Origin of the sequence: Paraburkholderia sp. PGU19 (assembly GCF_013426915.1) — a bacterium.
GTDB lineage: Bacteria > Pseudomonadota > Gammaproteobacteria > Burkholderiales > Burkholderiaceae > Paraburkholderia.
In genome coordinates this window covers 735,219-761,704 of the sequence record NZ_AP023179.1, presented here as the reverse complement: position 1 = coordinate 761,704, position 26,486 = coordinate 735,219, and the positions used below count along the sequence as shown (strand labels likewise).

General features: G+C 64.7%; 22 protein-coding genes and 2 pseudogenes. 15 read left to right on the top strand and 9 right to left on the bottom strand.

The window, feature by feature from the left end:
* The first annotated feature begins 17 nt into the window (after positions 1–17).
* The 5 genes from H1204_RS03445 (at position 18) to H1204_RS03425 (ending at position 6,217) form a co-directional block, all read left to right on the top strand.
* A complete protein-coding gene (locus H1204_RS03445; RefSeq protein WP_180729832.1) occupies positions 18–1,028 on the top strand; it encodes an ABC transporter permease in 1,011 nt (336 codons plus the stop codon).
* Positions 1,025–1,924 (top strand): ABC transporter permease, encoded by a 900-nt coding sequence (locus tag H1204_RS03440; protein ID WP_180729831.1) that lies wholly within the window; start codon positions 1,025–1,027, stop codon positions 1,922–1,924. Before H1204_RS03445 ends, H1204_RS03440 begins: the two co-directional genes overlap by 4 nt.
* Complete coding sequence (locus H1204_RS03435; RefSeq protein ID WP_180729830.1) at positions 1,921–4,038, top strand: ABC transporter ATP-binding protein; 2,118 nt, start codon at positions 1,921–1,923, stop codon at positions 4,036–4,038. The genes H1204_RS03440 and H1204_RS03435 overlap by 4 nt, the downstream gene beginning before the upstream one ends.
* Before the next feature lie 589 nt (positions 4,039–4,627).
* On the top strand, positions 4,628–5,452 hold the full coding sequence (locus tag H1204_RS03430; protein ID WP_243468549.1) for a hypothetical protein: 825 nt from the start codon (positions 4,628–4,630) through the stop codon (positions 5,450–5,452).
* Between the two features lie 297 nt (positions 5,453–5,749).
* Entirely contained in the window at positions 5,750–6,217 is a 468-nt protein-coding gene (locus tag H1204_RS03425) for a hypothetical protein (RefSeq protein ID WP_180729828.1), read from the top strand.
* Positions 6,218–6,249: 32 nt separating this feature from the next.
* Here the strand turns inward: H1204_RS03425 and H1204_RS03420 are convergent, their stop codons facing one another.
* The gene (locus H1204_RS03420; RefSeq protein ID WP_180729827.1) at positions 6,250–7,095 is read right to left on the bottom strand and encodes an aldo/keto reductase; all 846 of its coding nucleotides are present in this window, start codon (positions 7,093–7,095) and stop codon (positions 6,250–6,252) included.
* 166 nt (positions 7,096–7,261) lie between these two features.
* Between H1204_RS03420 and H1204_RS03415 the strand changes: the two genes are divergently transcribed.
* Positions 7,262–8,008, top strand: coding sequence for a GntR family transcriptional regulator (locus tag H1204_RS03415; protein ID WP_035986207.1), 747 nt, complete (start codon positions 7,262–7,264; stop codon positions 8,006–8,008).
* Positions 8,009–8,017: 9 nt separating this feature from the next.
* Here H1204_RS03415 and H1204_RS03410 read toward each other — a convergent pair whose 3' ends face one another.
* Positions 8,018–9,412, bottom strand: a complete 1,395-nt coding sequence (locus H1204_RS03410; RefSeq protein ID WP_180729826.1) for a CoA transferase — start codon at positions 9,410–9,412, stop codon at positions 8,018–8,020.
* 130 nt (positions 9,413–9,542) lie between these two features.
* Here H1204_RS03410 and H1204_RS03405 point away from each other — a divergent pair, with 130 nt between their 5' ends.
* Complete coding sequence (locus H1204_RS03405; RefSeq protein WP_180730857.1) at positions 9,543–10,775, top strand: citrate synthase family protein; 1,233 nt, start codon at positions 9,543–9,545, stop codon at positions 10,773–10,775.
* Between the two features lie 16 nt (positions 10,776–10,791).
* On the opposite strand, the gene H1204_RS03400 is transcribed toward H1204_RS03405, so the two are convergent.
* Complete coding sequence (locus tag H1204_RS03400; RefSeq protein ID WP_180729825.1) at positions 10,792–11,103, bottom strand: DUF2917 domain-containing protein; 312 nt, start codon at positions 11,101–11,103, stop codon at positions 10,792–10,794.
* 206 nt (positions 11,104–11,309) lie between these two features.
* On the opposite strand from H1204_RS03400, the gene H1204_RS03395 reads away from it, so the two are divergent.
* The 3 genes from H1204_RS03395 (at position 11,310) to H1204_RS03385 (ending at position 15,848) form a co-directional block, all read left to right on the top strand.
* Positions 11,310–12,722: a PLP-dependent aminotransferase family protein gene (locus tag H1204_RS03395; protein ID WP_180729824.1), complete on the top strand. Its 1,413-nt coding sequence runs from the start codon at positions 11,310–11,312 to the stop codon at positions 12,720–12,722.
* Between the two features lie 107 nt (positions 12,723–12,829).
* Positions 12,830–14,299, top strand: a complete 1,470-nt coding sequence (mdtD, locus tag H1204_RS03390; RefSeq protein WP_180729823.1) for a multidrug transporter subunit MdtD — start codon at positions 12,830–12,832, stop codon at positions 14,297–14,299.
* Positions 14,300–14,573: 274 nt separating this feature from the next.
* The gene (locus H1204_RS03385; protein ID WP_180729822.1) at positions 14,574–15,848 is read left to right on the top strand and encodes an EAL domain-containing protein; all 1,275 of its coding nucleotides are present in this window, start codon (positions 14,574–14,576) and stop codon (positions 15,846–15,848) included.
* Here the strand turns inward: H1204_RS03385 and H1204_RS03380 are convergent.
* Positions 15,804–16,760 (bottom strand): sigma-70 family RNA polymerase sigma factor, encoded by a 957-nt coding sequence (locus tag H1204_RS03380; protein ID WP_180729821.1) that lies wholly within the window; start codon positions 16,758–16,760, stop codon positions 15,804–15,806. The genes H1204_RS03385 and H1204_RS03380 overlap by 45 nt on opposite strands.
* A 180-nt stretch (positions 16,761–16,940) precedes the next feature.
* On the opposite strand from H1204_RS03380, the gene clpP reads away from it, so the two are divergent.
* Positions 16,941–17,594 (top strand): ATP-dependent Clp endopeptidase proteolytic subunit ClpP, encoded by a 654-nt coding sequence (gene clpP / locus H1204_RS03375; RefSeq protein ID WP_180729820.1) that lies wholly within the window; start codon positions 16,941–16,943, stop codon positions 17,592–17,594.
* 16 nt (positions 17,595–17,610) lie between these two features.
* Here the strand turns inward: clpP and H1204_RS03370 are convergent, their stop codons facing one another.
* A complete protein-coding gene (locus tag H1204_RS03370; RefSeq protein WP_180729819.1) occupies positions 17,611–18,222 on the bottom strand; it encodes a TetR/AcrR family transcriptional regulator in 612 nt (203 codons plus the stop codon).
* Positions 18,223–18,270: 48 nt separating this feature from the next.
* Between H1204_RS03370 and H1204_RS03365 the strand changes: the two genes are divergently transcribed.
* The gene (locus H1204_RS03365; RefSeq protein ID WP_180729818.1) at positions 18,271–18,870 is read left to right on the top strand and encodes an isochorismatase family protein; all 600 of its coding nucleotides are present in this window, start codon (positions 18,271–18,273) and stop codon (positions 18,868–18,870) included.
* 87 nt (positions 18,871–18,957) lie between these two features.
* Positions 18,958–20,271 carry an NYN domain-containing protein gene (locus H1204_RS03360; RefSeq protein WP_180729817.1) on the top strand — a complete coding sequence of 438 codons (1,314 nt, stop codon included), beginning with the start codon at positions 18,958–18,960 and terminating at the stop codon, positions 20,269–20,271.
* Between the two features lie 67 nt (positions 20,272–20,338).
* Here the strand turns inward: H1204_RS03360 and H1204_RS03355 are convergent.
* The 4 genes and pseudogenes from H1204_RS03355 to xseA form a co-directional block, all read right to left on the bottom strand.
* Positions 20,339–21,659: pseudogene (locus H1204_RS03355) on the bottom strand (electron transfer flavoprotein-ubiquinone oxidoreductase); the annotation flags it as partial.
* 1 nt (position 21,660) lies between these two features.
* Positions 21,661–22,153, bottom strand: a pseudogene (locus H1204_RS03350) (CoA transferase); the annotation flags it as partial.
* Between the two features lie 325 nt (positions 22,154–22,478).
* Positions 22,479–23,057, bottom strand: a complete 579-nt coding sequence (locus tag H1204_RS03345) for a Fe-Mn family superoxide dismutase (RefSeq protein WP_007578825.1) — start codon at positions 23,055–23,057, stop codon at positions 22,479–22,481.
* 219 nt (positions 23,058–23,276) lie between these two features.
* Positions 23,277–24,656: an exodeoxyribonuclease VII large subunit gene (gene xseA, locus H1204_RS03340; RefSeq protein ID WP_180729816.1), complete on the bottom strand. Its 1,380-nt coding sequence runs from the start codon at positions 24,654–24,656 to the stop codon at positions 23,277–23,279.
* A 585-nt stretch (positions 24,657–25,241) separates the two neighbouring features.
* On the opposite strand from xseA, the gene lpxK reads away from it, so the two are divergent.
* Positions 25,242–26,258: a tetraacyldisaccharide 4'-kinase gene (lpxK, locus tag H1204_RS03335; RefSeq protein ID WP_180729815.1), complete on the top strand. Its 1,017-nt coding sequence runs from the start codon at positions 25,242–25,244 to the stop codon at positions 26,256–26,258.
* Positions 26,239–26,442: a Trm112 family protein gene (locus H1204_RS03330; protein WP_007180583.1), complete on the top strand. Its 204-nt coding sequence runs from the start codon at positions 26,239–26,241 to the stop codon at positions 26,440–26,442. Before lpxK ends, H1204_RS03330 begins: the two co-directional genes overlap by 20 nt.
* Positions 26,443–26,486 lie beyond the last annotated feature (44 nt).

The following is a 26,486-nucleotide window of genomic DNA, read 5'->3' as shown; positions in this document are numbered from 1 at the left end:
GCGAGCAAGGGATATCGATGTCGACCACGGTTTCCGCTTCCGTCGCTCGTAGCCCGCGCGGCAGCGCGATGCGCGTCTTGAGCTTCATCGGCACGCGGGTCGGGCTGTCGCTGATCACGCTGTGGCTGCTATCGGTGATCGTGTTCGCGGGCGGTCAGCTGCTGCCCGGCGATATCGGCCGCGCGATACTCGGCCCGCTCGCCGATCCACGCGCCGTTGCCGCGCTCAATCACCAGCTCGGCGCGGACCGCCCTCTCCTGACGCAATACACGCAGTGGATCACACACTTCGTGCAAGGCGACATGGGCTTGTCGTACACCTATCGCGAGCCGGTTGCGTCGTTCGTCGGCAGTGCGCTGGCGAACTCGGCGAAGCTCGGTTTTCTGGCGTTCATCGTGGTGGTGCCGCTCGGCATCGCGGGCGGCGTATGGGCGGCGATGCACGCGGGACACTGGCTCGACCGCACGATCAGCATCGTCGGTCTGTCGGCGACCGTCGTGCCTGAGTTCGTGTCGTCGATCGTGCTGATACTCGTGTTCGGCGTGTGGCTGCAATGGCTGCCCATCGACGCAACGTATCCGCCCGACGCAGGCATCTTCACGCAACTGAAGCATCTCGTGCTGCCCGTCCTGCCGCTCGTGTTCGTGTTCTTCGGCTATATCGCACGGATGGCGCGCGCGGGCACGGTTGAAGCGCTCGACGCCGACTACACACGCACCGCGATCCTCAAGGGATTGCCGCCGCATATCGTGATCGGCCGGCACGTGCTGCGCAACGCCTTGCTGCCGACCATCACCGTCGCGGCGACGCAGCTCGGCTACATGATCGGCGGACTGGTCGTCGTGGAGACGCTGTTCCACTATCAGGGCATCGGCTCGCTGATCTACAACGCAGCAAAAGCCAAAGACTTCCCGATGCTCGAAGGCGGCGTGCTGACCATCGGCGTGGTCTACACGGTCGCCAATCTCGTCGCCGATGCGCTATACGTGCTGCTCAATCCGCGCTTGCGCGTAAGGAGCGCCGAATGAGCACGATGGCTTCACCTCCGCCCTCGTCGAACACACCGGCGCCCGCGCCCGCGGCGCCTCGCGCGAGAGACACGCGCTACGACACGCTGCGCATGCTGCTGCGCTCGCCGACCTTCATCGTCGGCGCGGTGATCTTGCTGTGGTGGATCGTCTGCGCGATTGCAGGAACGTGGGTTGCGCCGCTCGATCCCTACGCGTCCGATCCCTTGAACTCGCTCACGCCGCCCGCGGCAGGCCACTGGTTCGGCACCGATCAACTGGGCCGCGACGTGCTGTCGCGCGTGATCGTCGGCGCGCGCGACATCCTGACCATCGCGCCGCTCGCGACGCTGCTCGGCACGCTCGCGGGTACAGCACTCGGCCTCACGGTCGGCTACTTCGACGGCTGGGTCGACAACGTGATCGGGCGCGCGATCGATGCCGTGCTCGCGCTCCCGCTCGTGATCGTCGCGCTGCTCGCGCTGGCCGCCGTGGGTGCCTCGAACCTCACGGTGATCCTCGTAATCGGCATCACGTTCACGCCCATCACGGCTCGTACGGTGCGCGCCGCCGTGTTCGCCGAACGCCATCTCGACTACGTCGCCGCGGCCCAACTGCGCGGCGAGAACGCGTTCTACATCATGTTCGCGGAGATCCTGCCGAACGTGCTGCCGCCCATCATCGTCGAAGCGACGGTGCGTCTCGGCTACGCGATCTTCGCGGTCGCCACGCTGTCGTTTCTCGGCTTCGGCATCCAGCCGCCTTCCGCCGACTGGGGCCTCGCGCTCTCGGAGTCGTACACGCTGATGGCGGGCGGCGCATGGTGGACCGTCGTGTTCGACGCGGCTGCGATTGCGTCGCTCGTGGTCGGCGTGAACCTGATTGCGGACGCCGTGCAAGGAGCCGTCGACGGATGAACGGCCCATCTCCTCCTCCGCCGCCCGCCTCGTTTCCCGCCTTCGATGTGTCGAAGAGCGAGCAGTCCGACGCGCTCACGATCGTCGGCCTGACGGTCGCGTATCGCACGCGCGGACGGGAGCGCGACGTGCTGCAAGATGTGTCGTTTCGCATCAGGCGCGGCGAATCGTATGGGCTCGTCGGCGAATCGGGCTGCGGCAAGTCGACGGTCGCGATGGCGACGCTGCGCTATCTGGCGCGCAATGGACGCGTAAAGGCAGGACGCATTTCGATTGCCGGCAAGGAAGTGCATTCGCTCGACGCCGCCGCATTGCGCGAGCTGCGCGCGAACAGAATATCGATGGTGTATCAGGACCCGTCGCGCGCACTCAACCCATCACTGACGATCGCGCGCCAGGTGGCCGAAGCGTTCGAGGCATCCGGCGCGACGCATGAAGATGCGCTGAAGCAAACTACGGACATGCTGCGCAAGGTCCGCATCGCCGAGCCCGAGCGCGTGATGGACAGTTATCCGCATCAATTGTCGGGCGGCATGCAGCAGCGCGTCGTGATCGCAATGGCGCTCGCGTCGGAACCCGAGTTGCTGATTCTCGACGAACCGACCACCGGTCTCGACGCCACCGTCGAAGCCGAAGTGCTCGATCTCGTCGCGCAACTGCGCGACGAGTTTCACACGGCCGTGCTGTTCATCAGCCACAACCTGGCGGTGATCGGCAGGATGTGCGAGCGCGTCGGCGTGCTGTACGCGGGCAAGCTCGTCGAAGAGGGCGCGACGCAGGACGTGTTCGCGCGGCCGCGTCATCCGTACACGGTCGGCCTGTTGCGCTGTCTGCCGACGGTCGGCCGCAGCAAGGACACCGACCGGCTCGACACGATTGCAGGCAGCCTGCCGCAGCCGGGTTCCATCGCGCAGGGCTGCGTCTATGCAGAGCGCTGCCGTCTCGCCGACGACCGCTGCCGGCGCGAAGCGCCGCCGCCGTATCGTGTAGGTGCACGGCATGGCGATCAGATGTCGCGTTGCCATTACCACGAGCGCGCCATGGAACTGCCGCGCGCAACGCCCGCTGATGCGCCCGCTGATGCTTCCGGAAACGCGCACGAAACCCGCGGCGCCTCACCCGTGCTGCGCGCGGAAAGCGTCTCAAAGACATTCCACGTCGCGGGCGCGGCGCTGCGCGCCGTCGACGATGTATCGCTCGAACTCGCGAAGGGCGAGACGCTTGGTCTCGTCGGCGAATCGGGCAGCGGCAAGACGACGCTCGCGAAGTTGCTGCTCGGCCTCGTATCGCCCGATGCGGGCAGCGTGATCGAACTCGACGGCACGCCTTTGCCGCCCCGCGTCACGAACCGCAACGACGAACAGGTGAAGTCGCTGCAGATCGTGTTCCAGAATCCCGACTCGGCGCTCAATCGCGCGCACTCGGTCAGGCGGCTGATCGGGCGCGCGTTGTCGCGCCTGTCCGCGCTGCACGGCGACGCGCGAGAGGAAAGGCTCGCGTCGCTGGCACAGGCTGTCAGGCTGCCCGACCGTTATCTGAGTTCGCGCACACGGCAACTGTCGGGCGGGTTGAAGCAGCGCGTCGCGATTGCGCGCGCGTTCGCGGGCGATCCGCGCATTGTCGTGTGCGACGAGCCGACTTCCGCGCTCGACGTGTCCGTGCAGGCCGCGATCCTCAATCTGCTCGCCGATCTGCAGCGCGATCGCAGCGTGAGCTATGTGTTTATCTCGCACGATCTGAATGTCGTGCGCTACCTGTCCGATCGCATCGCAGTGCTGTACGTCGGCCGCCTGCTGGAGATCGGGCCCGCGTCGGCCGTGTTCGACGGTCCGCATCATCCTTATACGGAAGCGTTGTTGTCGTCGGTGCCCGCGCTCGATCAGCGTGACGGCGAAGCCTCTCCCGACGCGAAACCGCAGCGCATCCGCCTTGCCGGCGAACTGCCGAGCCCTGCCGCACCGCCGTCCGGCTGCGTGTTTCATACGCGCTGTCCGCGCAAGCTGGGTGCGATTTGCGAGCAGCAGGACCCGCCTTACGTCGATGCCGGCGACACGCATCGCATCCGCTGCCATATTCCCGTCGACGAATTGCGCGTGCTCCAACGCCGCAACTGATCCCCTGCCCCCGCGCCGCCTCGTCGCGCGCTGAAACGAAAAACCGCGTCATTCGAGGCCTGCGTTTCAGGTCCGAAACGTTTTTCGTGCGTTTCGATGCGCGTGCAACCGAGCCGTCACGCGAATGCCACGCGCGACGGGCGTTCGCGCCCAATGGCATGTTTATCGCTAAATGACGCTCACGCACGGGGTTGCGTCGGGATCGACAAGTGCTCGGCAACGCTAATTCGCGCCGTCACGACGAACGGCGCAACGGCGCGCAGAAAGGACAGTCGATCCCGCGTCGGACGGATGATGCGTCATCGCATCCGCCGGGCCATGTGGGGCTCGCACGCGGCCCGGCGCCGACTGCCAACGACAACAGGCGCCTGGCACACGTCAGAAGCCGCAGGCAGCGGGATGGCAGGCAGGGAGCGTCGCACGCGACGTGCCGTCGAAAACGGCACGCGTTGCGAAGCTGAAGAGCGAGAAAGCTCCACCCGCCGCTGAACGGCTCAGCGCGTGCAATACGAACAAACGGGACAAGGCGACAAGCAGTGAATAAGGAATGACGGCTTGCGGGGGTCGTCGTTTCCTCGGGAGAGGTGCGATGAAGACCAGAACAATTGATACGTACTACTACAATGTCATACGGGGTACGGCAACCTTAGTGGTTGGCGCGGGGACTTTCATGGCGGCCCAGTTCGTTCAGGCCGCATCCACTGACGATGTGATTCCGAAGTGGATCATCACAGCCGATGCGCCGCTGCCTGCCAGCGGAGCGTCGGCTGCGATGCAACCTGCACAGAACGATACGGCATCGACGGGCGCGGAGTCCGGCACGACCACGGCAGCCGACGATGCGGCGTCAGTTTTTCTCCTCAAGACTTGTATCGGCAACGCCGGCAATTGCGCGCCCAACGGCGGACGCGGCAGCGGCGCCGGCGCGAGCGCGGGTGCCGCTGGCGCTGGATCTTCGGGTTCGTCGGGCGCGGCTTCGAGCGGCGGTGGCGGGTTTGGGGGTGCGGCGGGCCCGAGCGGCAATTCGAGCGGCGGTGGGTTTGGTGGTGGTAGCGGGAATGGTGGTGGTGGTGGTGGTGGTGGTGGTGGTGGTGGTGGCGGTGGCGGTGGCGGTGGCGGTGGCGGTGGCGGTGGTGGCGGTGGTGGCGGTGGTGGCGGTGGTGGCGGTGGTGGCGGTGGTGGCGGTGGTGGCGGCTGCGGCTGTGGTGGCGGTGGTGGCAGCGCCGGTGGCCCTGGTGGCGGCTTCGGCGGCGGCTTCGGTGGTGGTTTCGGCGCCGGTGGCTTCGGCGCCGGTGGCTTCGGCGCCGGTGGCTTCGGCGCCGGTGGTTTCGGCGCCGGCGGCTTCGGCAAAGGTGGCGGGTACGGCGGTGGCTCAGGCTCAAGCGGCGGTCATGGTGGCGGCAACGGACACTGAGATCGAGCGGACGGCGCCCCCGCGCCGTCTCCATCCGACGACAACCACGCAACGCGCAGACGCTTCCTGGCCGGCATTGGCGGTGACGTTCCGATCCCCAGGTCGAACGTCACCGCCGGGCCGGGAGCGCCGTCGGCGGTATTACCGGGAAGGCTCCGGCAACACGAGCCGACACAAAGCTGGGTTCACAGCGGAAACGACAAGAGCGGTCCGGCAAAGCAGTCGGGAACAACGCATCGGAACCAAACCGCCCTGCTCGCCTCATATCTATTTAACGTTCGATATGAGGCCTTCTACATGCAACGACACTTCCCCCGCCCCGTTGCACGCATCGCTTCGGGCTTGCTGCTGGCTTCGCTGATCGCTGGCGCATCGCTGGCGTATGCGCAAAATGCGGCGCAAAACGCAACGCAAACCACCGCGCAAACCCAAGCCTCGCCTCCCGTCGATCCCACCTTCTCCGCATGGTCGCTTGCGCAATCCTGCCAGCAGAAATCCGATAACGTCGCCCACGGCCAATGTGTCGGCGCGATCCGCGGCATCATCCACGGCTACCAGTACGGCGTGCTGTTCCTCAGCCAGCGCACGTCGCTCGCGGCGAAGGAAACGCAGCGCGTGTCATTGTGTCTGCGCGACGTGCCCGTCTCGACGCTCGTCGACGAATTCGTGCAGGACGCGAGCCAGGTCAGCGCGGATTCGCTCAAGCGCACACCCGCCGAAGTCGCCGTGCTCGGCTCCGTGCACATGCACCACGCGTGCGACTGATCAAGCGATACAACCGCACAAGCGCCGCCTGCTCAAAGCATCTCGAGCGGCCGCTTGCTGCGGGGCGGACGAAAGTGCGCATCGATAGCGGCGAGGTCGTCGGCGGAAAGCTGCAGGTCAAGTGCGCGGCGGTTGTCGCGCACGTGCTCGATGCGCCCTGACTTGGGAATCGCGAACACATCGGGCTGCCGCAGCACCCACGCCAGCGCGACCTGAAACGCCGATACGCCATGCCTGTCGGCGATATCGTCGAGCGGCGAGCGCTTGGGCAGGCGCGCATGATCGACGGGGCTGTATGCCATCGCGGGCATCTTGCGGCCCGCGAGCCACGGCAGCAGATCGAACTCCGGCCCACGTCGCGCGATGTTGTAGAGAATCTGGTTCGTCGCGCATGCATCGCCGTGCGGCACGCCGACGAGTTCTTCCATATCGTCGACGTCGAAATTGCTGACGCCCCAGTGGCGTATCTTGCCGTCGCGGCGCAGCGCCTCGAAGCCCGCGACCGTCTCTTCGAGCGGCACCGAGCCGCGCCAGTGCAACAGATACAGATCGATACGATCGGTTTTCAAGCGCTTCAACGACTGTTCGCATGCATGTTGCACGCCGCGCCTGCTAGCGTTGTGCGGGTAGACCTTGCTGACCAGAAACACGTCGTCGCGCAGGCCCTGCAACGCTTCGCCCAATAGCGATTCCGTCGCGCCTTCGCCGTACATTTCCGCCGTGTCGATCAGCGTCATGCCGAGTTCGATACCGCCGCGCAGCGCCTCGATTTCGGCCTTGCGGCGCGACGGATGCTCGCCCATCTCCCACGTGCCCTGCCCGAGTTTCGGAATGGGTTCGCCGTCGGGCAGCGTCACGCTGGCGATGTCCTTCGTCATGATTGCGTCCTCGCAGATGATGTCGTGAAGAAGCGCCGCGTCGCGGCGGCCAACGCGACGAGTGTAGCGCTTCGTCGCGACGCGCATCGGCGTCCCGGCAAAACCCCGCTATAACGCGGGGCGCCGATGACATAGAATTGCCGCTTGCCCTACTTGCGTCCGTCACATGAACCCAGCCTCGGAAGACCGTTGGCGCGATTTGCGCCCGGACCCGGAAAACGATACGCCGCTGTATCTTCAGCTCGCCCGCAAGCTCGGCAGTGCGATCCACGAGAACCGCTGGAACGCAGGCGAAGCGCTGCCATCGGAGCGCGTGCTGTCGGATGCGCTCGGCGTGTCGCGCATCACGGCACGCAAGGCGATCGCGTTGCTCGTCGAACAGGGCTTGATTCGCCGCTCGCAGGGCGCGGGCAGTTTCATCACGCCGCGCTATGAAGATCCGCTGTCGCGTCTGTCGAGCTTCAGCGAAATGCTGCGTCGGCGCGGCTTTACGCCAAGCTCGCAATGGCTGTCACGCGAGATCGTGCCCGCCAATCGCGATGAAGTGATCCAGCTCGGGCTGTCGCCCGCTGCTGCCGTCACGCGATTGCGCCGCCTGCGTCTCGCGGACGGCATCGTGATGGCCGTCGAAAACTCGACGTTCCCCGCTTCCGTCATTCCCGACCCACAGGCCATCGGCGATTCGCTGTACACGTATCTCGAACAGCGCGGCCTGACGATCGTGCGCGCGTTGCAGCACTTTCGCGCGGTCAACGCGAGCGACGAGATCGCACAGCAGATGAGCATCGCGCCGAACGACGCGCTGCTGCTGATCACGCGCGTCGGCTACACGGCCGACCAGCGCGCAATCGAACTCACCGACACCTACTGCCGCAACGACTACTACGACTTCGTCGCCGAACTGCGCAAGTAGGCGCTAGGTTCAGTCCTCCCAGCGCGGCGCGTCGGAGCCGATGGGCACGGGCGGCCGCGCATAGAACGCGGGTGTCTCCGACATCCGCTCGGCAGGCGCCGCCGCCCGCACGCGGCCAAACGGCGAATCGACTTCGTGCAGACCGTCCTGCACGTCGTCGTAGGTGACATCGGGAATGCGCCAGCCCGCTTCGATCTGTCCCATCGATTGCAGCCAGCCGCCCGTCTGCGCCAGCGACAACCGCACATGCCAGCTGCCGCCCTCCTGCGCGCGCCGCGCGAGCGCGACCATCGCGCCGAATGCGGCGAGATAGCCCGTTGCGTGATCGAGTGCCTGACACGGCAGATGCTTCGGCCCGTCGACGCCCGCCGCGCGGCTCTCCGTGTATGCGATGCCACTTGCCGACTGCACGAGGCTGTCGAAACCGCGCCGCGTCGCCCACGGCCCCGCGTGCCCATACGCCGAAATCGACACGCAGACGATGCCGGGCCGCAGCCGTGTCAGCGCTTCAGGATCGAAGCCGCGCGCGGCAAGCGAGCCGGGACGATAAGCCTGCATGAACACATCCGCTTGCGCGGCCAGCGCCTGCAATTGCTCGCGCGCCGTAGCCTCGCGCAGATCGAGGGTCGCGGAGCGTTTGCCACGCCCGTTGTCGACGACGAGCGGCGCGATATTTGGCAGATGCGGGCCGTTGATCAGCATCACGTCGGCGCCATGCTGCGCGAGCGCGCGCCCTGCCACTGGGCCCGCGATGATGCGCGACAGATCGAGTACGCGCGTGCCTGACAGCGGTCTCTGCGCATCACCGCGGCCCGGCGCTTCAGGCAGCGCATCGCCGATCCGCTCGATCTCGAGCAGCGGCAGATTCGCAATCGCCTTCGCCTGATCGAGCGCAGCCCATTCGCGCGACGAGCGGATCAGCGCGGCGCACAGGCCGGCGTCGGCGAGTGTCTGATCGAGCTGCGCGCCGTCCCACCCGCGAATCGCCTCAGCGACCGCGCCAGGATCGGCGTCGCAGCCGAGCACCTTCAACACGCCTTGCAGATGATGCGGAAAGTTCGTGTGCAACTGGATCCAGCGACCGTCGCGCGTCGCGTAGAAGCCGGTGACGGGGTGGCGCAGTTCCGGCGGCAAGCCATCGTTCACGCGCAGATAGCGTTCGCTGCGAAACGCGATCAACGCGCGCCGCACGCTCACATCGACACGCTGCATGCGGCCCGTGCGCAGCCTGAAGCAATCGGCGGCGGCCAGTGCCTGCGCGGCGATCGATGCGCTCGCAAGCGTCCCGACACGAAACACGGAGGGCAACGCCGGATCGTTGCCGTCGATCGACACATAGTCGAGCAAGGCGGGATCGCAACCGGCAACGGACCACAGATGATCGAGAGCGAGCTGGGGCGTCATGATGGGCTGGCTTCCTGAAGAAGAAGGACGTGATTCAGTCTAGATTTGCGTCTCGCCACGATCAATCTTGATTCATATAATCAATATATATTCATTTCTTTGGCTTTCCCGCGCCGATATGTCCAATGCGATGTCCGCGCCACGCTATCTGTCCGCCGACGAAGCCGCCGCGATGCTCGGCATCAGCGTCACGACGCTCTACGCGTATGTGAGCCGCGGCATGCTGCGCTCCGCGCCGGACGCGAATACCAAGCGTCGGCTCTACGACGCGGACGAAGTGCGCCGCCTCGCGCGCCGCAAGGAAGATGGCAAGCGCGCGGGCAAAGTCGCGCAAAAGGTGCTGGATTGGGGCGTGCCCGTCCTCGAATCGTCGATTACGCTGATCACGGACGGCAAACTGCTGTATCGCGGCCGCGATGCGATCGAACTCGCGCGCATCGCGACATTGGAGGAAGTAGCGGGCTTGCTGTGGGAATGCAGCGCGCGGCGTATCGCCGATGCGCCTGCGCCGCCGCTGGGTGCTGCGCAATGGTCGGCGTGGCTCAAGCTGTGGAGCGACAGCGCGCCGCTCGATCGCGCGCTCGTGCTGTTGCCGGCCGCCGCCGCGCAGATGCCGCGTGTCTGGGCGCTCGGCCGCGATGCGCAACTCGACAATGCCTGCGCGCTGATCCGGCTGCTGGCGGGTGCGATGATTTCGGCGGCGCCGTCGAACGAACCGCTGCATAAACAGCTCGCCAATGCGTGGGGCGTGCGCAACCGCGCGCAGGTCAATCTGCTGCGTGCCGCGCTCGTCGCGTGCGCAGATCACGAGCTGAATGCGTCGACATTCACGGTGCGGTGTATCACGTCGACGGGTACGCATCTGTTCGGCGCCGTCGTGGGCGGGCTCGCTGCGTTATCGGGACCGAGGCACGGCGGGGAAACGGCGCGCGTCGCCGCATTGTTCGACGAAGCCGCGCGCGCCGCCGATCTCGACCGATATCTGGCCACGCGGCTCGCGCAGCACGAGCAAAGCGCGCCGGGGCCCGTGATCTCCGGGTTTGGTCATCCGCTGTATCCGGACGGCGATCCGCGTGCACGTCTGCTGCTGGAACTGCTCGATGAATGCGCGCCCGCCCGCTCGCCGTTCGCCGACGTGCAGCGGCTCGCGCGCGTCGTGCGGGACACGACGGGCGCTGAACCGACCGTCGACTACGCGCTCACAGCCATCGAACGGGTGCTCGGCCTGCCCGCCGGCGCGGCTTTCACGCTCTTCGCGGTAGGCCGCGTGACGGGCTGGATCGCGCACGCGATGGAGCAGACCATCGACGGGCGGCTGATCCGTCCGCGCGCCAGGTACATCGGCGCGTACGAAGTGGATTGATTCAAAGACCCGCGCTTCAGGCCGTGAGGAACCAGCGCGGCATCCACGTCCAGCGCGGTGCACGCCGCCGTTCGACGCGCACGGTATCGCCTGCGCCGCTCGTGACCGTCAGCGAGAGCCGTACGCCGTTGTGCCCTGCGCTCAGCCATGCGACGGCGCCGCGCTTCAGTTCGAACGACTCGCCTGCTTCCAGCCAGTAATCCTCCGCGTCGCCCTCGACGGTCAGCCAGAGTTGGCCCGCCAGCACGTTCACGGCAAGCGGCTGCGCGACCCGCCAGGCGCTTGCCGGCTCGCTATGCTCAAGTTCGAAAGTACGGATTTCACGCATCGCTGTGCTCCTTGAAGTGCTTTTTCGCTTGCATCCATTATTGTCGTGCGATGATGACTGTCACATGCACAGTGCTGAACAGTTTCAAAAGAACTGTACAGTCAGAAAACCTGACAGTTGTCGGCGCTTCGACCATGACAGACCGTGACGGACGGCTGGCGGAGCGCTCGAAAGAAGCGCGAAGCAAGCGCTAAGGAAAGCAAGCCATGAAGCTCGATATCGAACTGAACCGCGAAAACGGCGTGCCGCTCACCGAGCAGATCGTCAGCGGCGTTCAGGACTGGATACGCTCGCGCACCGCGCATCCCGGCGCGAAGCTGCCGTCGATCCGCCAGTTCGCCACCGACAATGACATCAGCCGCTTCCCCGTGATCGAGGCTTACGACCGGCTCGTGTCGCTCGGTTATCTGGATTCGCGGCCGGGTTCCGGCTTCTACGTGGCCGAGCGGCACCGCGCCGCGATGAGTTGCCAGGGTGCGTCCGACCCGCGCCGCGCCGAAGACGAATCGACCCACATCCTGCAACAGTTCAATCATCCCGGCGAATCGCTAAAGCTCGGCAGCGGCTTCATTCCCGAGGCATGGCGCGACATGGACAGCCTCGCGCAGGCGATCCGCCACGTGTCGCGCACCGACGGCGCGAGCATGATCGATTACGCGACGCCGCTCGGCAACGCGACCCTGCGCGAACTTCTGCAAGGACGCATCGAGCAGCTCGGCATCGAAGCGGAGGCGTCGCAGATCCTGATCACGTTCGGCGCGAGCCAGGCGATGGACCTGCTGATGCGCTACCTGCTCAAGCCCGGCGACACGATCTTTGTCGAGGACCCGGGCTACTACAACTTCAACGGTCTGCTGAAGCTGCATGGCGTGAACCTCGTCGGCATTCCGCGCACGCGCACGGGCCCCGACCTCGACGCGATGCAAGCGCAGTTGCAACAGCATCGGCCGAAGCTCTTCTTCATCAACTCGGTGTTTCACAATCCGACAGGCACGACGATCGCGCCGCCCATCGCGTTCCGCCTGCTGCAACTCGCGCGCGAGCACAACTTCAAGATCATCGAAGACGATATCTACGCCGACTTCCAGACCGATCCCACCGACCGCCTCGCCACGCTCGATCAGCTCGAACATGTGATCTACATCGGCGGGCTGTCGAAGACCCTGTCGTCGTCGCTGCGCATCGGCTATGTGATCGCGGATCACCCGACCATCAAGGATCTCGCCGACATCAAGATGCTGACGAGCATCGGCGGCTCGCGCTTTGCGGAAGCCGTGACCGTCGCATTGCTCGAACGCGGGATGTATCGCAAGCATCTGGAAAGATTGCGGCGGCGCATGCGCGATGCGCTCGGCGCGACCGTGCAGACGCTCGAAATGAGCGGCTGGCAAGTGTTCGAGAATCCGCTGGGCGGCAAGTTCGTGTGGGCGCGCGTGCCGCATGTCGAGGATGCGGAGCGGCTCGTCGAGTGCGGCGCGCCGCTCGGCGTGACGGTCGCGCCCGGCAGCTATTTCCGGCCAAATGCGGAGCCGAGCCCGTGGATACGCGTCAACGCCGCGTTTGCGAACGATCCGCGCGCGCGGGCGTTTTTTGAGGCGGCGGTGCAATTGAAGCCGTAGCGTGGACGTCGGGCGCAACGATTGCTGCCCATGCCGGCGGCGATGCCGTCCGTCACGCATTTTCCTTAGAATGTGGGCTCTCCGCCCAGCCGCCCTGCCCTGCCTTCATGTCCGAATCGACCGAATCCGCATCGCCCGCCGCGAGCAACCGCACCGCGAACACCGCGCCGACTGCCCGCTCGTTGACGGTGATGCTGTGGATCGTCGCGACGGGCTTCTTCATGCAGACGCTCGATTCGACGATCGTCAACACCGCGCTTCCCGCGATGGCGAAAAGCCTCGGCGAATTGCCGTTGCGCATGCAATCAGTCGTGATTGCCTATTCGCTGACGATGGCCGTCATGATTCCCGTGTCCGGCTGGCTCGCCGACAAGCTCGGCACGCGGCGCGTGTTCATGAGCGCGATCCTCGTCTTCACGATCGGCTCGCTGTTGTGCGCGAACGCGCAAACGCTCACGCAACTGGTGGCTTATCGCGTGCTGCAAGGCGTGGGCGGCGCCATGCTGCTGCCCGTCGGCCGCCTCGCCGTGCTGCGCGTGTTTCCCGCCGAACGCTATCTGCCCGCGCTGTCGTTCGTCGCGATTCCAGGGCTGATCGGTCCGCTGATCGGCCCGACGCTCGGCGGCTGGCTCGTCAAGATCGCATCGTGGCACTGGATCTTTCTGATCAACGTGCCCGTCGGCATCGCCGGCGTGATCGCGACGTTCATCTTCATGCCCGACAGCCGCAACCCCGATACCGCGAAGTTCGACATCAAAGGCTATGTGCTGCTGATCGTCGGCATGGTGTCGATTTCGATGGCGCTCGACGGACAAACCGAATTCTCGATCCAGCACGCGACCATGCTGATGCTGCTGATCCTTTCGCTAGGCTGTTTCGTTGCCTACGGTTTGCATGCGACGCGCGCGGCCAACCCGATTTTCTCGCTCGATCTGTTCAAGATCCACACGTTCAGCGTCGGCCTGCTTGGCAACCTGTTCGCGCGGATCGGCAGCGGCGCGATGCCGTATCTGATTCCGCTGCTGCTGCAGGTGAGCCTCGGCTACAGCGCGTTCGAAGCCGGCCTGATGATGCTGCCCGTCGCCGCGGCGGGCATGTCGTCGAAGCGCCTCGTCACGCGGCTCATCATGAAGTACGGCTACCGGCGCGTGCTCGTGTCGAACACGGTACTGGTCGGCCTCGCGATGGCGAGCTTCTCGCTGACGAGCGTGCATCAGCCGCTGTGGCTGCGCCTCGTGCAGCTCGCCGTCTTCGGCGGCGTCAACTCGATGCAGTTCACCGCGATGAACACGCTGACGCTGAAAGACCTCGGCACGGGTGGCGCGAGCAGCGGCAACAGCCTGTTCTCGCTGGTGCAGATGCTCGCGATGAGCCTCGGCGTCACCGTCGCGGGCGCGTTGCTGACCACATTCACGGGTCTCATGCCACGCGTCACGGCGGCCAACTCGCTGCCCGCCTTTCACGCGACTTTCCTGTGTGTCGGCCTGATCACGGCGGCAACGTCGTGGATCTTCGCGCAGCTGTCGGCCGATATCCGGCAGCCGGTGAGGCGCGCCGATCCGCAGGAACGCACGTGACATGGAAAGCTCGCCGAGCAGCAAACGCGGAACCTTAACGGGGCGCGCGCCGCACCATCGATGTGCGCTTCGCTCACTGCGCGCATGACAGCATCGGCCGTCCCGGCGCAAAATCGACGCAACGGCGGAGGGAACGGCGCAAAACACAGCCTAATCCGCGCGACACAGGGCTAAAGCCGTAGCGCATCGTCATGCGCATGTTTCTTGCTGCCCTATCCTGTAAACTTGTATCTTTCGCGCGGCCCGCCTCGCTTCTCAACCGATGACCGACACGATGAGCATGATCGAACTCGATCCTCCCGGCTTCCAGCCTCCGCGCCCCGTAGCGGGCGACGAAGGCTCCCGCCGCACCGTCCGGTATGGCGGCTACACGGTTTTCAGCGTATTCCAGCCGGTTTTCTCGGTATCGCACCGTCGCGCGATTGGCTATCACGCGTCGCTGCGCGCGCACGACGAGAACGAAAAGCAGGTGCCGTCAGCCGAAGTCTTCACCCAGGCCGCACGGCGCGGCGATCTGCTGGAACTCGGGCGGCTCGCCGAATCGCTGCATCTGGGTAACTTCAACGCGTTCGACAGTCACGACGAATGGCTCTTCCTGAGCCTGCATCCCGCCGCGCTGATGGATACGAGCTACGGCGACGCGCTCCTCGCGGGCCTCAAGGCGCTCGGTCTGCCGCCGCAGCGCGTGGTGCTCGAAGTATCCGAGCAGGCGGGCGGCGAAACGACGCGTTTCGCGGAGATCATCGACGCGCTGCGCAAGTCCGGCTTTCTGATCGCGCTCGACGGCTTCGGCGCGAAGCATTCGAACATCGACCGCGTGTGGAATCTGCGGCCCGACATCGTCACGCTCGACCGCTGCATCCTCGCGCAGGCCAGCGAGCATTCGCATATCGAGCGCGTGCTGCCCGGCATCGTGTCGATGCTGCATGAATCGGGGCAACTGGTGCTGATGGGCGGCCTGACGACCGAGCGCGACGCGCTGATCGCGCTCGAATGCAATGTCGATTTCGTGCAAGGCACGTTCTTCGCCGCGCCGAGCGTCGAACCCGTCGCGCGTCAGGCGACGGTGAGTCTGATGGACAAGCTGTCGGCGGCGCTGCGCGAACGCGTGGCCGCACGCGAGCGTGCGCAATCCGAGCGGCTCGCGCCGTTTGTGACGGCGCTGGAAGCCGCGAGCGCGCAGCTGATCGAAGGCCAGCCGATGGCCGAGGCGACCGCGCCGCTGCTCGAACTGCGCGAAACGGCGCGCTGTTTCCTGCTCGACGGCTCGGGCCGCCAGATCGGCGACAACGTGCTGCCGCAGGGCCGCGCGTCGCAGCGTGCGAAACGCTTCCGGCCACTGTTGCATTCGGAAGGCGCGAGCTGGGAACGTCGTCCGTATTTTATCCAGGCCGTGCGCGCGCCCGGCCAGGTGCATCTGACACCGCCCTATCTGTCGATCAACGAGGCGCACCTTTGCGTGACGGCGTCGATCGCGGCGGAAACCGCGCGCGGCATGCAGGTGCTATGCGTCGATATCAACTGGGAAGTGGCCGCGCATCGTAATTGATGCGGCCTGACTGCTGACGGGCCGCAGAAGTTGCAGGACGGCCGCGCGCCCGAACACGCGCGTTGCGCTCGCCAGCCGCAACGCACCCGTCACGATGCGCAACGCGACGATGCGCTCGTCCTCGCCGATCGAAATGTCAAGCAGCGCGTCGATTTCGCCGTCGCGCATCAACGCTACGGCGCGCATGCCGTTCATCGTCACCGTCTCCATCTGGTCGCCACGGCTGCGCATCGACAGCGCGGTCGCCGCCTGTTCAGCCGTCGCGACGGCATCGACCGTTTCGGGTGCGTCGCTCATTACGCTCGGCACCTCGCAGAAGAGCCGCACCAGCCCCGCGCGATCCTGCGCTTCCATCGCCGCCCGCAAACGCTCGACGATGCGCGCATGCGCAGCGGGATCGGCGCGCTTTGCCGGCACGCCTTCGCGCTGCAAACGCGCCCTCGCGCGATGCACCATCTGCCGGCAATTTGCGGGCGTCTTCGCAAGAATCTTCGCGATCTCCGCGTAGTCGCAATCGAATGCCTCATGCAGCACGAATGCCGCGCGTTCTTCAGGCTTCAGCCGTTCGAGCAGCAGCATCACGCCATACGACATCTGCACGGCCTGCAACGCGAGGTCTTCCGCCGAAGGCGCAAGGCTCTCGATCCACGGTTCCGGCATCCAGCCGCCCGAACGCGTCGCGCGCTCGATCTGCAGATGGCGCAGCCGGTCGATCGCGAGGTGTGTCGCAATCGTCGTGAGCCATGCGGCCGACGAACGCAGTTCGCTCGCGTCGGCGGCATGCCATTTGAGCCACGCGTCCTGCACGATGTCTTCCGCTTCCGCGCGGCTGCCGAGCATCCGGTATGCGAGCGCGAAGAGCCTCGCGCGCATCGCCTCGAAATCCGCCGCCTTCTCTCCGTTCATTTCCATGCAAGCCGCTCCTGTGGCGTTGTCTCCGGGTTGACGGGCCAGCCGCCCCCGATGTGACACGTCGACGCAAAAATTCTTTTGTCACACCGTGCCGCGTGTTCGCGTCATGCGACTGAAACCCGCCTCGTGCGGGCCTTTCACGGTCTTTCACGGGTCTTTCAGTCAATCAGCGAGGAACGCATGCATCGACATTTCACTTACCCGGCCGCGTCCGGCTTCAATTTCGTGCCGACCGTCATCGAGCAATCGGGCCGCGGCGAACGCGCCTACGACATCTATTCGCGCCTGCTGCGCGAGCGGATCGTGTTTCTGGTCGGCCCCGTCAACGACCAGTCGGCGAGCCTGATCGTCGCGCAGTTGCTGTTTCTCGAATCGGAGAACCCTGACAAGGATATTTCTTTTTACATCAACTCGCCGGGCGGCTCGGTCTACGACGGCCTCGCGATCTTCGACACGATGCAGTTCATCAAGCCTGACGTATCGACGCTCTGCACGGGCTTTGCGGCCAGCATGGGCACCTTCCTGCTCGCGGCGGGCGCACCCGGCAAGCGCTTTGCGTTGCCGAACGCGCGCATCATGATCCATCAGCCTTCGGGCGGCGGCCAGGGCACGGCGTCGGACGTCGAGATACAAGCGAAGGAAGTGCTGTATCTACGCGAGCGCCTGAACAGCGTGCTCGCGGAAAGAACGGGCCAGAGCATCGCGCAGATCGAGAAGGACACGGATCGTGACAACTTCATGTCAGCGGATGCGGCGAAAGCCTACGGCCTCGTCGACGACGTGTTGACGACGCGCGTGCCCGCTATTACCGAAGCGGCGCACAGCGCGATGTAGCGTTTTCTTCTCGCGCTCAACGCAGGCGCGCGGCGAGATACGACGAAACGACCAGCCTGTACTCGTCGACCAGCGCCTTGCGATCTTTCGGTTTCGCGGCTGCGTACAGCGGATTCAGGCTTTTCACGACCTGCAACGCGACCTCGGCGACGCGAAACGCCTCGTCGTCCGATAACGCCGGGCTGTAGCGCTGAAACAGTTCGGCGAACCGGCCGCGCAAGCGGTTGCGCGCGGCCGCGTCGCGCCGGAAATTCAGCGTCACCGACAGCAGCGGCAGATACGCGGGCCGCGCCGCGATGAAGTCGATCATCAGCGCGAAAAGGCGCTCGACCAGTTTATCAACGCTCCATTCGTGCGCTGCTTCGCCCAGCGCGCTCCATTGCGCGTCCATTTCGTCGCCGTAGCGCGTGCGCAGCGCGAAAACGAGCGCATCCTTATTGGGAAAGTATTGATAGACGGCACCAATCGACGCGCCCGCGCGTTCGGCGATCGCCGTCATTGTCGCGGCGTCGAAACCGCGCTCCGCGATCACGTCGCCGGCGGCGTCGAGCAGCGCATCGACACGCTTTGCCGCGCGTTCCTGCTGGGGAATGCGCCGCACTTTTGGATTATCTGAGGCGAGACTCATGTTTATCGCTTATCATGACATGAGGACATCCTCACATATAGGTGACATATGGCGCAAGCGCTTTCCATCGATCCGCGCAGCACGGCCATCGTGCTGATCGATCTGCAGCACAGCAATGTCGGCCGGCAACTGGCACCGCATTCCGCCGCTGATGTCGTCGCGCGTTCCGTACGCGCCGCCGACGCATTGCGCGCGGCGGGCGGCACGGTCGTGTTCGTACGCGTCGATGTCGCGCAACTGCTGTCGTTGCCCGCCGATGCGCCGCTGCGTCCGCGCGATGCGCCCGCTCCGCCGCCGCACGCATCGGACCTCGTGCCCGAGTGCAATATGCAGGCCGGCGATCTCGTCGTGACGAAGCGCCAGTGGGGCGCGTTTTACGGCACCGATCTGGAACAGCAATTGCGACGCCGTCACATCCGCACTATCGCGCTGACGGGCATTGCGACGAACTTCGGCGTCGAGTCGACGGCGCGCGCGGCGTTCGACCAGGGCTATGAGCTGATCTTCATCGAAGATGCGATGTCGGGCCTGTCGGGCGACACGCATGCCTTTCCGATCGACCATATCTTTCCGCGCATGGGCTTCGTGCGCTCGACAGAGGAATTCATCAGCGCCGTTGCCGAAACAGGGACGTTCGGCGGCGCGTGAGCGTGTTGCAGGCCGATCGTCATGCAAAACCTCGATCGATACCGCGTTGTGTGAGACGATCGAGCCTGCACTTCATTGGAGAAGCATATGGCGTCATCCCAGGATACCGTCAGCATGGCGCTGTTCTGTGATTTCGAAAATGTCGCGCTCGGCGTGCGCGACGCGAAATACGAAAAATTCGACATCAAGCTCGTGCTCGAACGGCTGCTGCTCAAAGGCAGCATCGTCGTGAAGAAGGCGTACTGCGACTGGGACCGCTACAAGGGCTTCAAGGCCGCAATGCACGAAGCGAACTTCGAGCTGATCGAAATTCCGCATGTGCGGCAATCAGGCAAGAATTCCGCAGACATTCGCCTCGTCGTCGATGCACTCGACCTCTGCTATACGAAGTCGCACGTCAATACGTTCGTCATCATCAGCGGCGATTCGGATTTTTCGCCGCTCGTGTCGAAGCTGCGTGAAAACGCGAAACAGGTGATCGGCGTCGGCGTGCAACGCTCGACGTCGGATCTGCTGACGGCCAATTGCGACGAATTCATTTTCTACGACGATCTGGTGCGCGAGAACCAGCGCGCCGCTGCGAAACGCGACAGCGCGAAAGCCGCGCAGCAGGCAGCGCAACAGGCCACGAAACGCGCATCCGACGGCGAGAAGCGAAAGGAAGACCTGGAAACGCGCAAGACGAAAGCGGTCGAACTGGCCGTGCAGACTTTCGATGCACTCGCGTCGGAGCGTGGCGATAGCGGCAAAATCTGGGCGTCGGTGCTGAAGAACGCGATCAAGCGCCGCAAGCCCGATTTCAACGAGACGTACTACGGTTTCCGCGCATTCGGCAATCTGCTCGAAGAAGCGCAGTCGCGCGGGCTGCTCGAAGTGGGCCGCGACGAGAAGTCGGGCACGTTCGTATATCGCAGCGGGTCGTCCGGTGCGGCTGCGTCGGTCGAAGTCGCGAGCCCGCGCGAGACAGGCGATGAATGGGCAGCGATGCCTGCCGCCGCCGAGATCGTGGATCTGGAAGAAGCGACTGTCACAGCCGATGTCGAAGCAGATGTGCCCGTTGATGAAGCAGTCGAGGTTGCGGCGCATGCTGTATCGACCGGTCACGCCGACAACGGCAAGAGCGAGCCGCGCCGCAAGGGACGCGGCACCCGCAAGCCCGCTGCAAAGAGAGCGAAGAAGACTGAACGCGTCGAAGCGGCTGAAGGCGAAACGGATTCGTCGCTGGCTGCGGAAACGCAGCATGTGGCGGAACCCGTCGCGGTATCGGAGGCTCACGCGCCTGTGCTCGAAGCGGAACATCCCGCAACGGAAGCGCCCGCTGCGAAGAAGAAGCCCTCGCGCAAATCGACGGCGCGCAGCCGCCGTCCGCGCAAGACCGAGTCGGCCAACGACGCGGAGTGAATGAGGCTTTAGGTGAAAACGCCGCTCGTTCGAGCGGCGTTTTGCTTTGCGGACCACGCAGCGCGCTTCACAAGTTCGGATAATTCGGACCGCCGCCACCCTCGGGCGTCACCCACACGATGTTCTGCGTCGGGTCCTTGATATCGCAGGTTTTGCAGTGCAAGCAGTTCTGCGCATTGATCTGCAGGCGGTCTTCGCCTTCTCCGGTTTTGATGAACTCGTAAACGCCCGCCGGGCAGAAGCGCGCTTCAGGACCCGCGTAGGTTTGCAGATTCAGCTTGATGGGAATGCTTGCGTCTTTGAGCGTCAGATGCGTCGGCTGATTCTCTTCGTGATTCGTGTTCGAGATGAACACCGACGAGAGGCGGTCGAACGTCAGCTTGCCGTCAGGCTTGGGATACTCGATCGGCGTGCACTGCGAGGCCGGTTTCAGCATCTCGTGATCCCAGTGCTGGTGATGCAGCGTCCATGGCACGTTGCCGCCCAGCAGCTTCTGTTCGATGCCGACCATCAACGTGCCGAGATAGGCCCTTGCTCATCCACTGCTTGAAGTTGCGTGCCTTATGCAACTCCGTGTGCAGCCATGAAGTCTTGAACGACTCCGGATACGCAACCAGTTCGTCGTTGTGACGACCGGCTTGTACGGCGTCAAAGGCAGCGTCGGCGGCGAGCATGCCTGTCTTGATTGCCGCGTGCGAACCCTTGATCCGCGACGCGTTCAGGAAGCCTGCATCGTCGCCCACGAGGGCGCCGCCTGGGAAAGCGAGCTTCGGCAGTGACAGCAGGCCGCCCGCCGTAATTGCGCGAGCGCCATATGACACACGCTTGCCACCTTCAAGGAACGCGCGAATCGACGGATGCGTCTTGTAGCGCTGGAACTCTTCGAACGGCGACAGATACGGATTCGAATAACCCAGGCCGACGACAAAGCCCACCATCACCTGGTTATTGTCGATGTGATAGAGGAACGAGCCGCCGTAAGTCTGCGTATCGAGCGGCCAGCCGGCAGTGTGGATCACGAGTCCGGGCTCGTGCTTCGCCGGATCGATTTCCCACAGTTCCTTGATGCCGATGCCGTAGACCTGCGGATCGGCGCCGTCGCGCAGCTTGAATTTGTCCGACAGTTGGCGTCCGAGATGCCCACGCGCGCCTTCGCAGAACAGCGTGTATTTCGCGTGCAGTTCCATGCCGAGCTGGAAGTTTTCGGTCGGCTCGCCGTCCTTGCCGATGCCGAGATTGCACGTCGCGACGCCTTTGACCGAGCCATCTTCGTTGTACGGCACTTCAGCGGCAGAGAAACCCGGAAAAATCTCGACGCCCGCCGCTTCGGCCTGCTGGCCCAGCCAGCGCGTGACGTTCGCGAGACTGATCACATAGTTGCCGTGATTCGCCGTAATCGCCGACCAGGTTCAGCGGCACGACGGGTGCGCCATCGGCAGGTCCGATGCCGGACAACACGCCGGACAGCGCGATGTAGTTCAGATCGTGGCCGGCGCGCGCCGCGAGCGGGCCTGTTTGACCCCAGCCCGTCATGCGTCCGTAGACGAGCTTCGGATTGCGCACGAACGCCTCGTTCGGGCCGAGTCCGAGACGCTCCATCGTGCCGGGCCGATAGCCTTCGATCACGACATCCGCGCGCGCCATCAGATCCAGCGCCGCTTCCGCCGATGAAGGCTGCTTCAGATCGAGCGTGACCGAGCGGCGTCCGCGACCCGTGATGTCGATGCGCTTGCCGTTGGTTTTCGGCCCGAGATCGTCGGGCGCAGCCGGCCTCTCGATGCGCAGCACGTCCGCGCCCATATCGGCGAGCAGCATCGCGCCGAAGGCGCCCGGGACCGATCGCCTCGAATTCCAGCACTCTGATTTCGTTCAAAACACCCATCGTCACCTGTCTCCATGGAATTGCGGCCCCGCTGACGAGTGCCAACCGGGCCTTGCTGTCGGTTGTGAGTGTCGGGGCGACAGAATGCCCCTTGATCGTAGTAAGCCCTGACGGGCAGCGGACAGGACCACCCCGGACGGGTGGCGAAGGGAGTAGGCGTTTTGCTTCGACGGATGCTGGCAAGTGCGAGCATTACCGCAATTCACCTATTGATTCGGATGGCGAATTAATAGATGCCAAAAAAGAAAAAGCCCTCACAAATGAGGGCTTTTCATTGATTCCCCGCTTGCCGGTTTTTCAAACGCTTACCGGATCAAGCAAAGACTTACGCGAAGTTCTTTTCCGCGAAGTCCCAGTTCACGATGTTCCAGAATGCTTCGACGAACTTCGGACGCGCATTGCGGTAGTCGATGTAGTACGCGTGTTCCCACACGTCGATCGTGAGGAGCGCCTTTGCGTCCGTGGTCAGAGGCGTGGCGGCGTTGCTGGTCGACACCAGATCCAGCGAACCGTCTGCCTTCTTCACGAGCCATGCCCAGCCCGAGCCGAACGTGCCGACTGCCGTCTTCGTGAATTCTTCCTTGAATTTGTCGAATGAACCCCACTTCGCGTTGATCGCGTCGGCGACCTTGCCCTTCGGCGCGCCACCACCTTGCGGCGACAGGCTGTTCCAGAAGAACGTGTGATTCCAGATTTGCGCGGAGTTGTTGAAGATACCGCCCGACGACTTCTTGACGATCTCTTCCAGCGACAGGTTCTCGAACTCAGTGCCCTTGATCAGATTGTTCAGGTTGGTCACATAGGTCTGATGGTGCTTGCCGTAGTGAAACTCGAGCGTCTCTTCCGACATGTGCGGAGCGAGCGCGTTCTTCGCGAACGGCAGCGGCGGGAGCGTATGTTCCATGGTGCTATTCCTTTGTATCTGTTTATGGGGAGTCTGCGGATAACGCTGCGGGAGCACTCGATTGTAGGCGAGTTGGAATAACCCCGCAAACGCAAGCCCTTTATGGCGCGCATTGCGAAAACGCGCTGCGCGGGCAGCGTAATTAATGCTCGCGCAGCGGCTTTTCGCCTGTCATATGAAGGTCAAAACTACTGTGCCCAATGGCGCTTCCAAGCGCGATTAAAAGCCATCCGTAAGACGCGGCTGAACATCCGACAGCGCGATATCCGCCGAGCCTTCGGCGAGGTGAACGGTCATGCGGCGGCCCGGCTTCAGTGCCGATGGCGCGCGCACTGCCCGGCCGTTTTGCGCATCGAGCAAGGCTGCGTAGCCACGTTCGAGCGTGCGTTGCGGGCTCAGTACTTCGAGCCGCGCGGCAAGCGTTTCCACGCGCGCAATGTGTCTTTCATGTTGACGCAACAATGCGCGCTCGAGCCGCTCGGCAAGACCGTTCACTTGCGAACGTTGCAGCGAGAGATCGGGGCGCCAGCGCTGCCAGCGCATCTGCACGAGGGCGAAACGCGCGCGCGCATCACGCACGGGCCGTGCACCTGCCGACGCGAGCCGAACGCTCAGTTGCTGCAGATGCGTGCGTTGCCGCGCGAGCCTTTCGGCCGGCGACACGAGACGCCGCGCGAGCCAGTCGAGTTGTTGCGCGCGCCGCTCCATCATGCGGCCGAAGCCGCGCGCGAGCGTCGCATGACGATGATCGAGGTCGCGCAAGAGCAGCACGCGCTGCGGGCTGACGAGTTCGGCGGCGCCCGTGGGCGTGGGCGCGCGGACATCGGCGGCGAAGTCGGCGATCGTGAAGTCGGTTTCGTGACCGACGCCGCTCACGACGGGCATCTTGCTTTCCGCAATCGCGCGGGCCAGCACTTCTTCGTTGAACGCCCACAGGTCTTCGATCGAGCCGCCACCGCGGCACACGATCAGCACGTCCACTTCGCCGCGCCGGCTTGCCGTCTCGACCATCGCGGCCAGCTTCGCGCTGACGCCCGCACCCTGCACGGGCGCGGGATAGACGATCACGGGAATGTGAGGCGCGCGGCGCGCCAGGGTTGTCAGCACGTCGCGCAATGCGGCCGCCTGCAACGACGTGACAATGCCGATCGCGCGCGGATGCGCGGGCAGCGCGCGCTTGCGCTCCGCGTCGAACAGGCCTTCTGATTCGAGTTGCGCCTTCAGCCGCAGGAACGCTTCGTACAAACGGCCTTGACCCGTACGGCGCACAGCCTCGACATTCAGTTGCAGTTCGCCACGCGGCTCGTACATCGTGACAAGCGCGCGCACTTCGATCTTGTCGCCTTCACGCGGCGTGAACTCCGCATATTGCGCGCGGCCGCGGAACATCACGCAGCGCATCTGCGCCTGCGCGTCCTTGATCGAGAAATACCAGTGCCCGCTTGCGGCACGCGTGAAGTTCGACACTTCGCCGGAAACCCAGACGAGCGGAAACGAGCGTTCGAGCATCGTGCCGATCGCGCGGTTGAGCACCGAGACGGGAACGACGACATCGCCGCCCGCGCCAGCGGACGACGAGAAAGGACTTTCGGAATTCATGCGAGGAATGGTTTAAACAGGCCGGACAGACGATAGACTGATCGGCCAGTCAGGTCCAGCGCGTTCTAAACGTCTTTAGCCGGATTGTTAAAAGTGTCCACATGTCGGGAGCGCCGCCGAGCGTCGACTCAAAACGGCCCCAGAGCCCACTTAATACCATCTAACTCACTGATTTTTATCATATTTTCTCTCGATAAAAGTTCCCCATTACCGAGCCGATGCTTGCGCGACGGCCTTCCCGACAAATTGCAAGGCACGTTCTCCACAAAGTTATCCACAGACTATGGATAACGCATCGCTCGTGCGAGTCCCGCGTGTGGTGGCCTCTCCGACTTGCAGCTAACGCCGCCCGCGCGCTAGAGTGCCGGGTTCTGGCGGAAGCTGTCGGACGCGGCGAGCGCCCCTGCGCGAACGGGTGCGAAGGATTTTCGTCGCCCTCGTCGTCCTGTTGCTGTTCCGCCGTCGTCTGCGTTTCGTAGTTCCCTTGGTCTTTCAACTGTCGGTGCAACCGACCGCCCGGAGATGCCTGCTGATGCTCGCCCTGTCCGTCCTGTCTGACGCGCCGCGCAAGCCGGCCGCCTGCCGATGAGCGAACTCGCTTCCCGCCTCGAAGCGCGCATCGCGCGCGAGTGGCAGCAGCGCGGCCCGCTCGCGTGGGCGATGACGCCGCTCGCCTGTGTGTTCGGCGCGGTCGCGCTCACGCGCCGCGCGGCGTTCAGGCTCGGCTGGCTGAAGTCGGTGCGCGTTCGCGTGCCCGTTGTGGTGGTCGGCAACGTGACGGTCGGCGGCACGGGCAAAACGCCGACGGTAATCGCGCTCGTGCAGGCGCTGCGCAGCGCGGGCTTCACGCCGGGCGTCGTGTCGCGCGGCTACGGCGTGAAGATTACGCTGCCGACGCTGGTCACGCCGACTTCGAAGGCATCGCAGGCGGGCGACGAGCCGCTCCTGATCGCGCGCCGCACGGGTGCGCCCGTGTTCGTCTGCCCGGATCGCGTCGCCGCCGCCGAGGCGCTGTGCAAGGCTCACCGCAATGTCGACGTGATCGTCAGCGACGACGGCCTGCAGCACTACCGTCTGGAGCGCGACGCCGAGATCGTCGTGTTCGATCACCGGCTAGGCGGCAACGGCTTCCTGCTGCCCGCCGGCCCGTTGCGCGAACCGCTGTCGCGCGAGCGCGACGCGACGTTGATCAACAATCCGTACGACCGCGCGCTGCCGCCGTGGCCCAACACGTTCTCGCTGGAACTCGCGCCCGGCGACGCGTGGCATCTCGACAATCCGCGCCTGCGCCGCCCGCTCGCGCAGTTCGCCGGGGAGCGCGTGCTCGCGGCGGCGGGCATCGGCGCGCCCGAGCGTTTCTTCGCGACGCTGCGCGCGGCGGGCCTCTCGCCGCAGACGCGCGCGCTGCCCGATCATTACGCGTTCAGCACGAATCCGTTCGTCGACGTGGACGCCGATGCGATCCTGATCACTGAAAAGGATGCGGTAAAATTGGGGTCCTGGCATGATGCGCGGCTCTGGGTCGTCCCCGTCGAAGCCACGCTCGATCATCGCCTCATTGCACTCGTTGTGGAGAAAGTCCGTGGACGCTCGCCTGCTTGAAATTCTCGTTTGCCCGATCTGCAAGGGCCCGCTCAGCTACGACCGTGCCGCGCAGGAGCTGATCTGCAACGCAGACAAGCTCGCCTATCCGATCCGCGACGGCATTCCCGTGATGCTCGTCGACGAAGCGCGGCAAACAGTCGAAGGCACGCCCGTCGATCTGAACCCTGGCTCCGTCGCCTGAAGGCCAGGCATGTCAAGCCGTGCAGCGAACCGCGCGTCGCACGC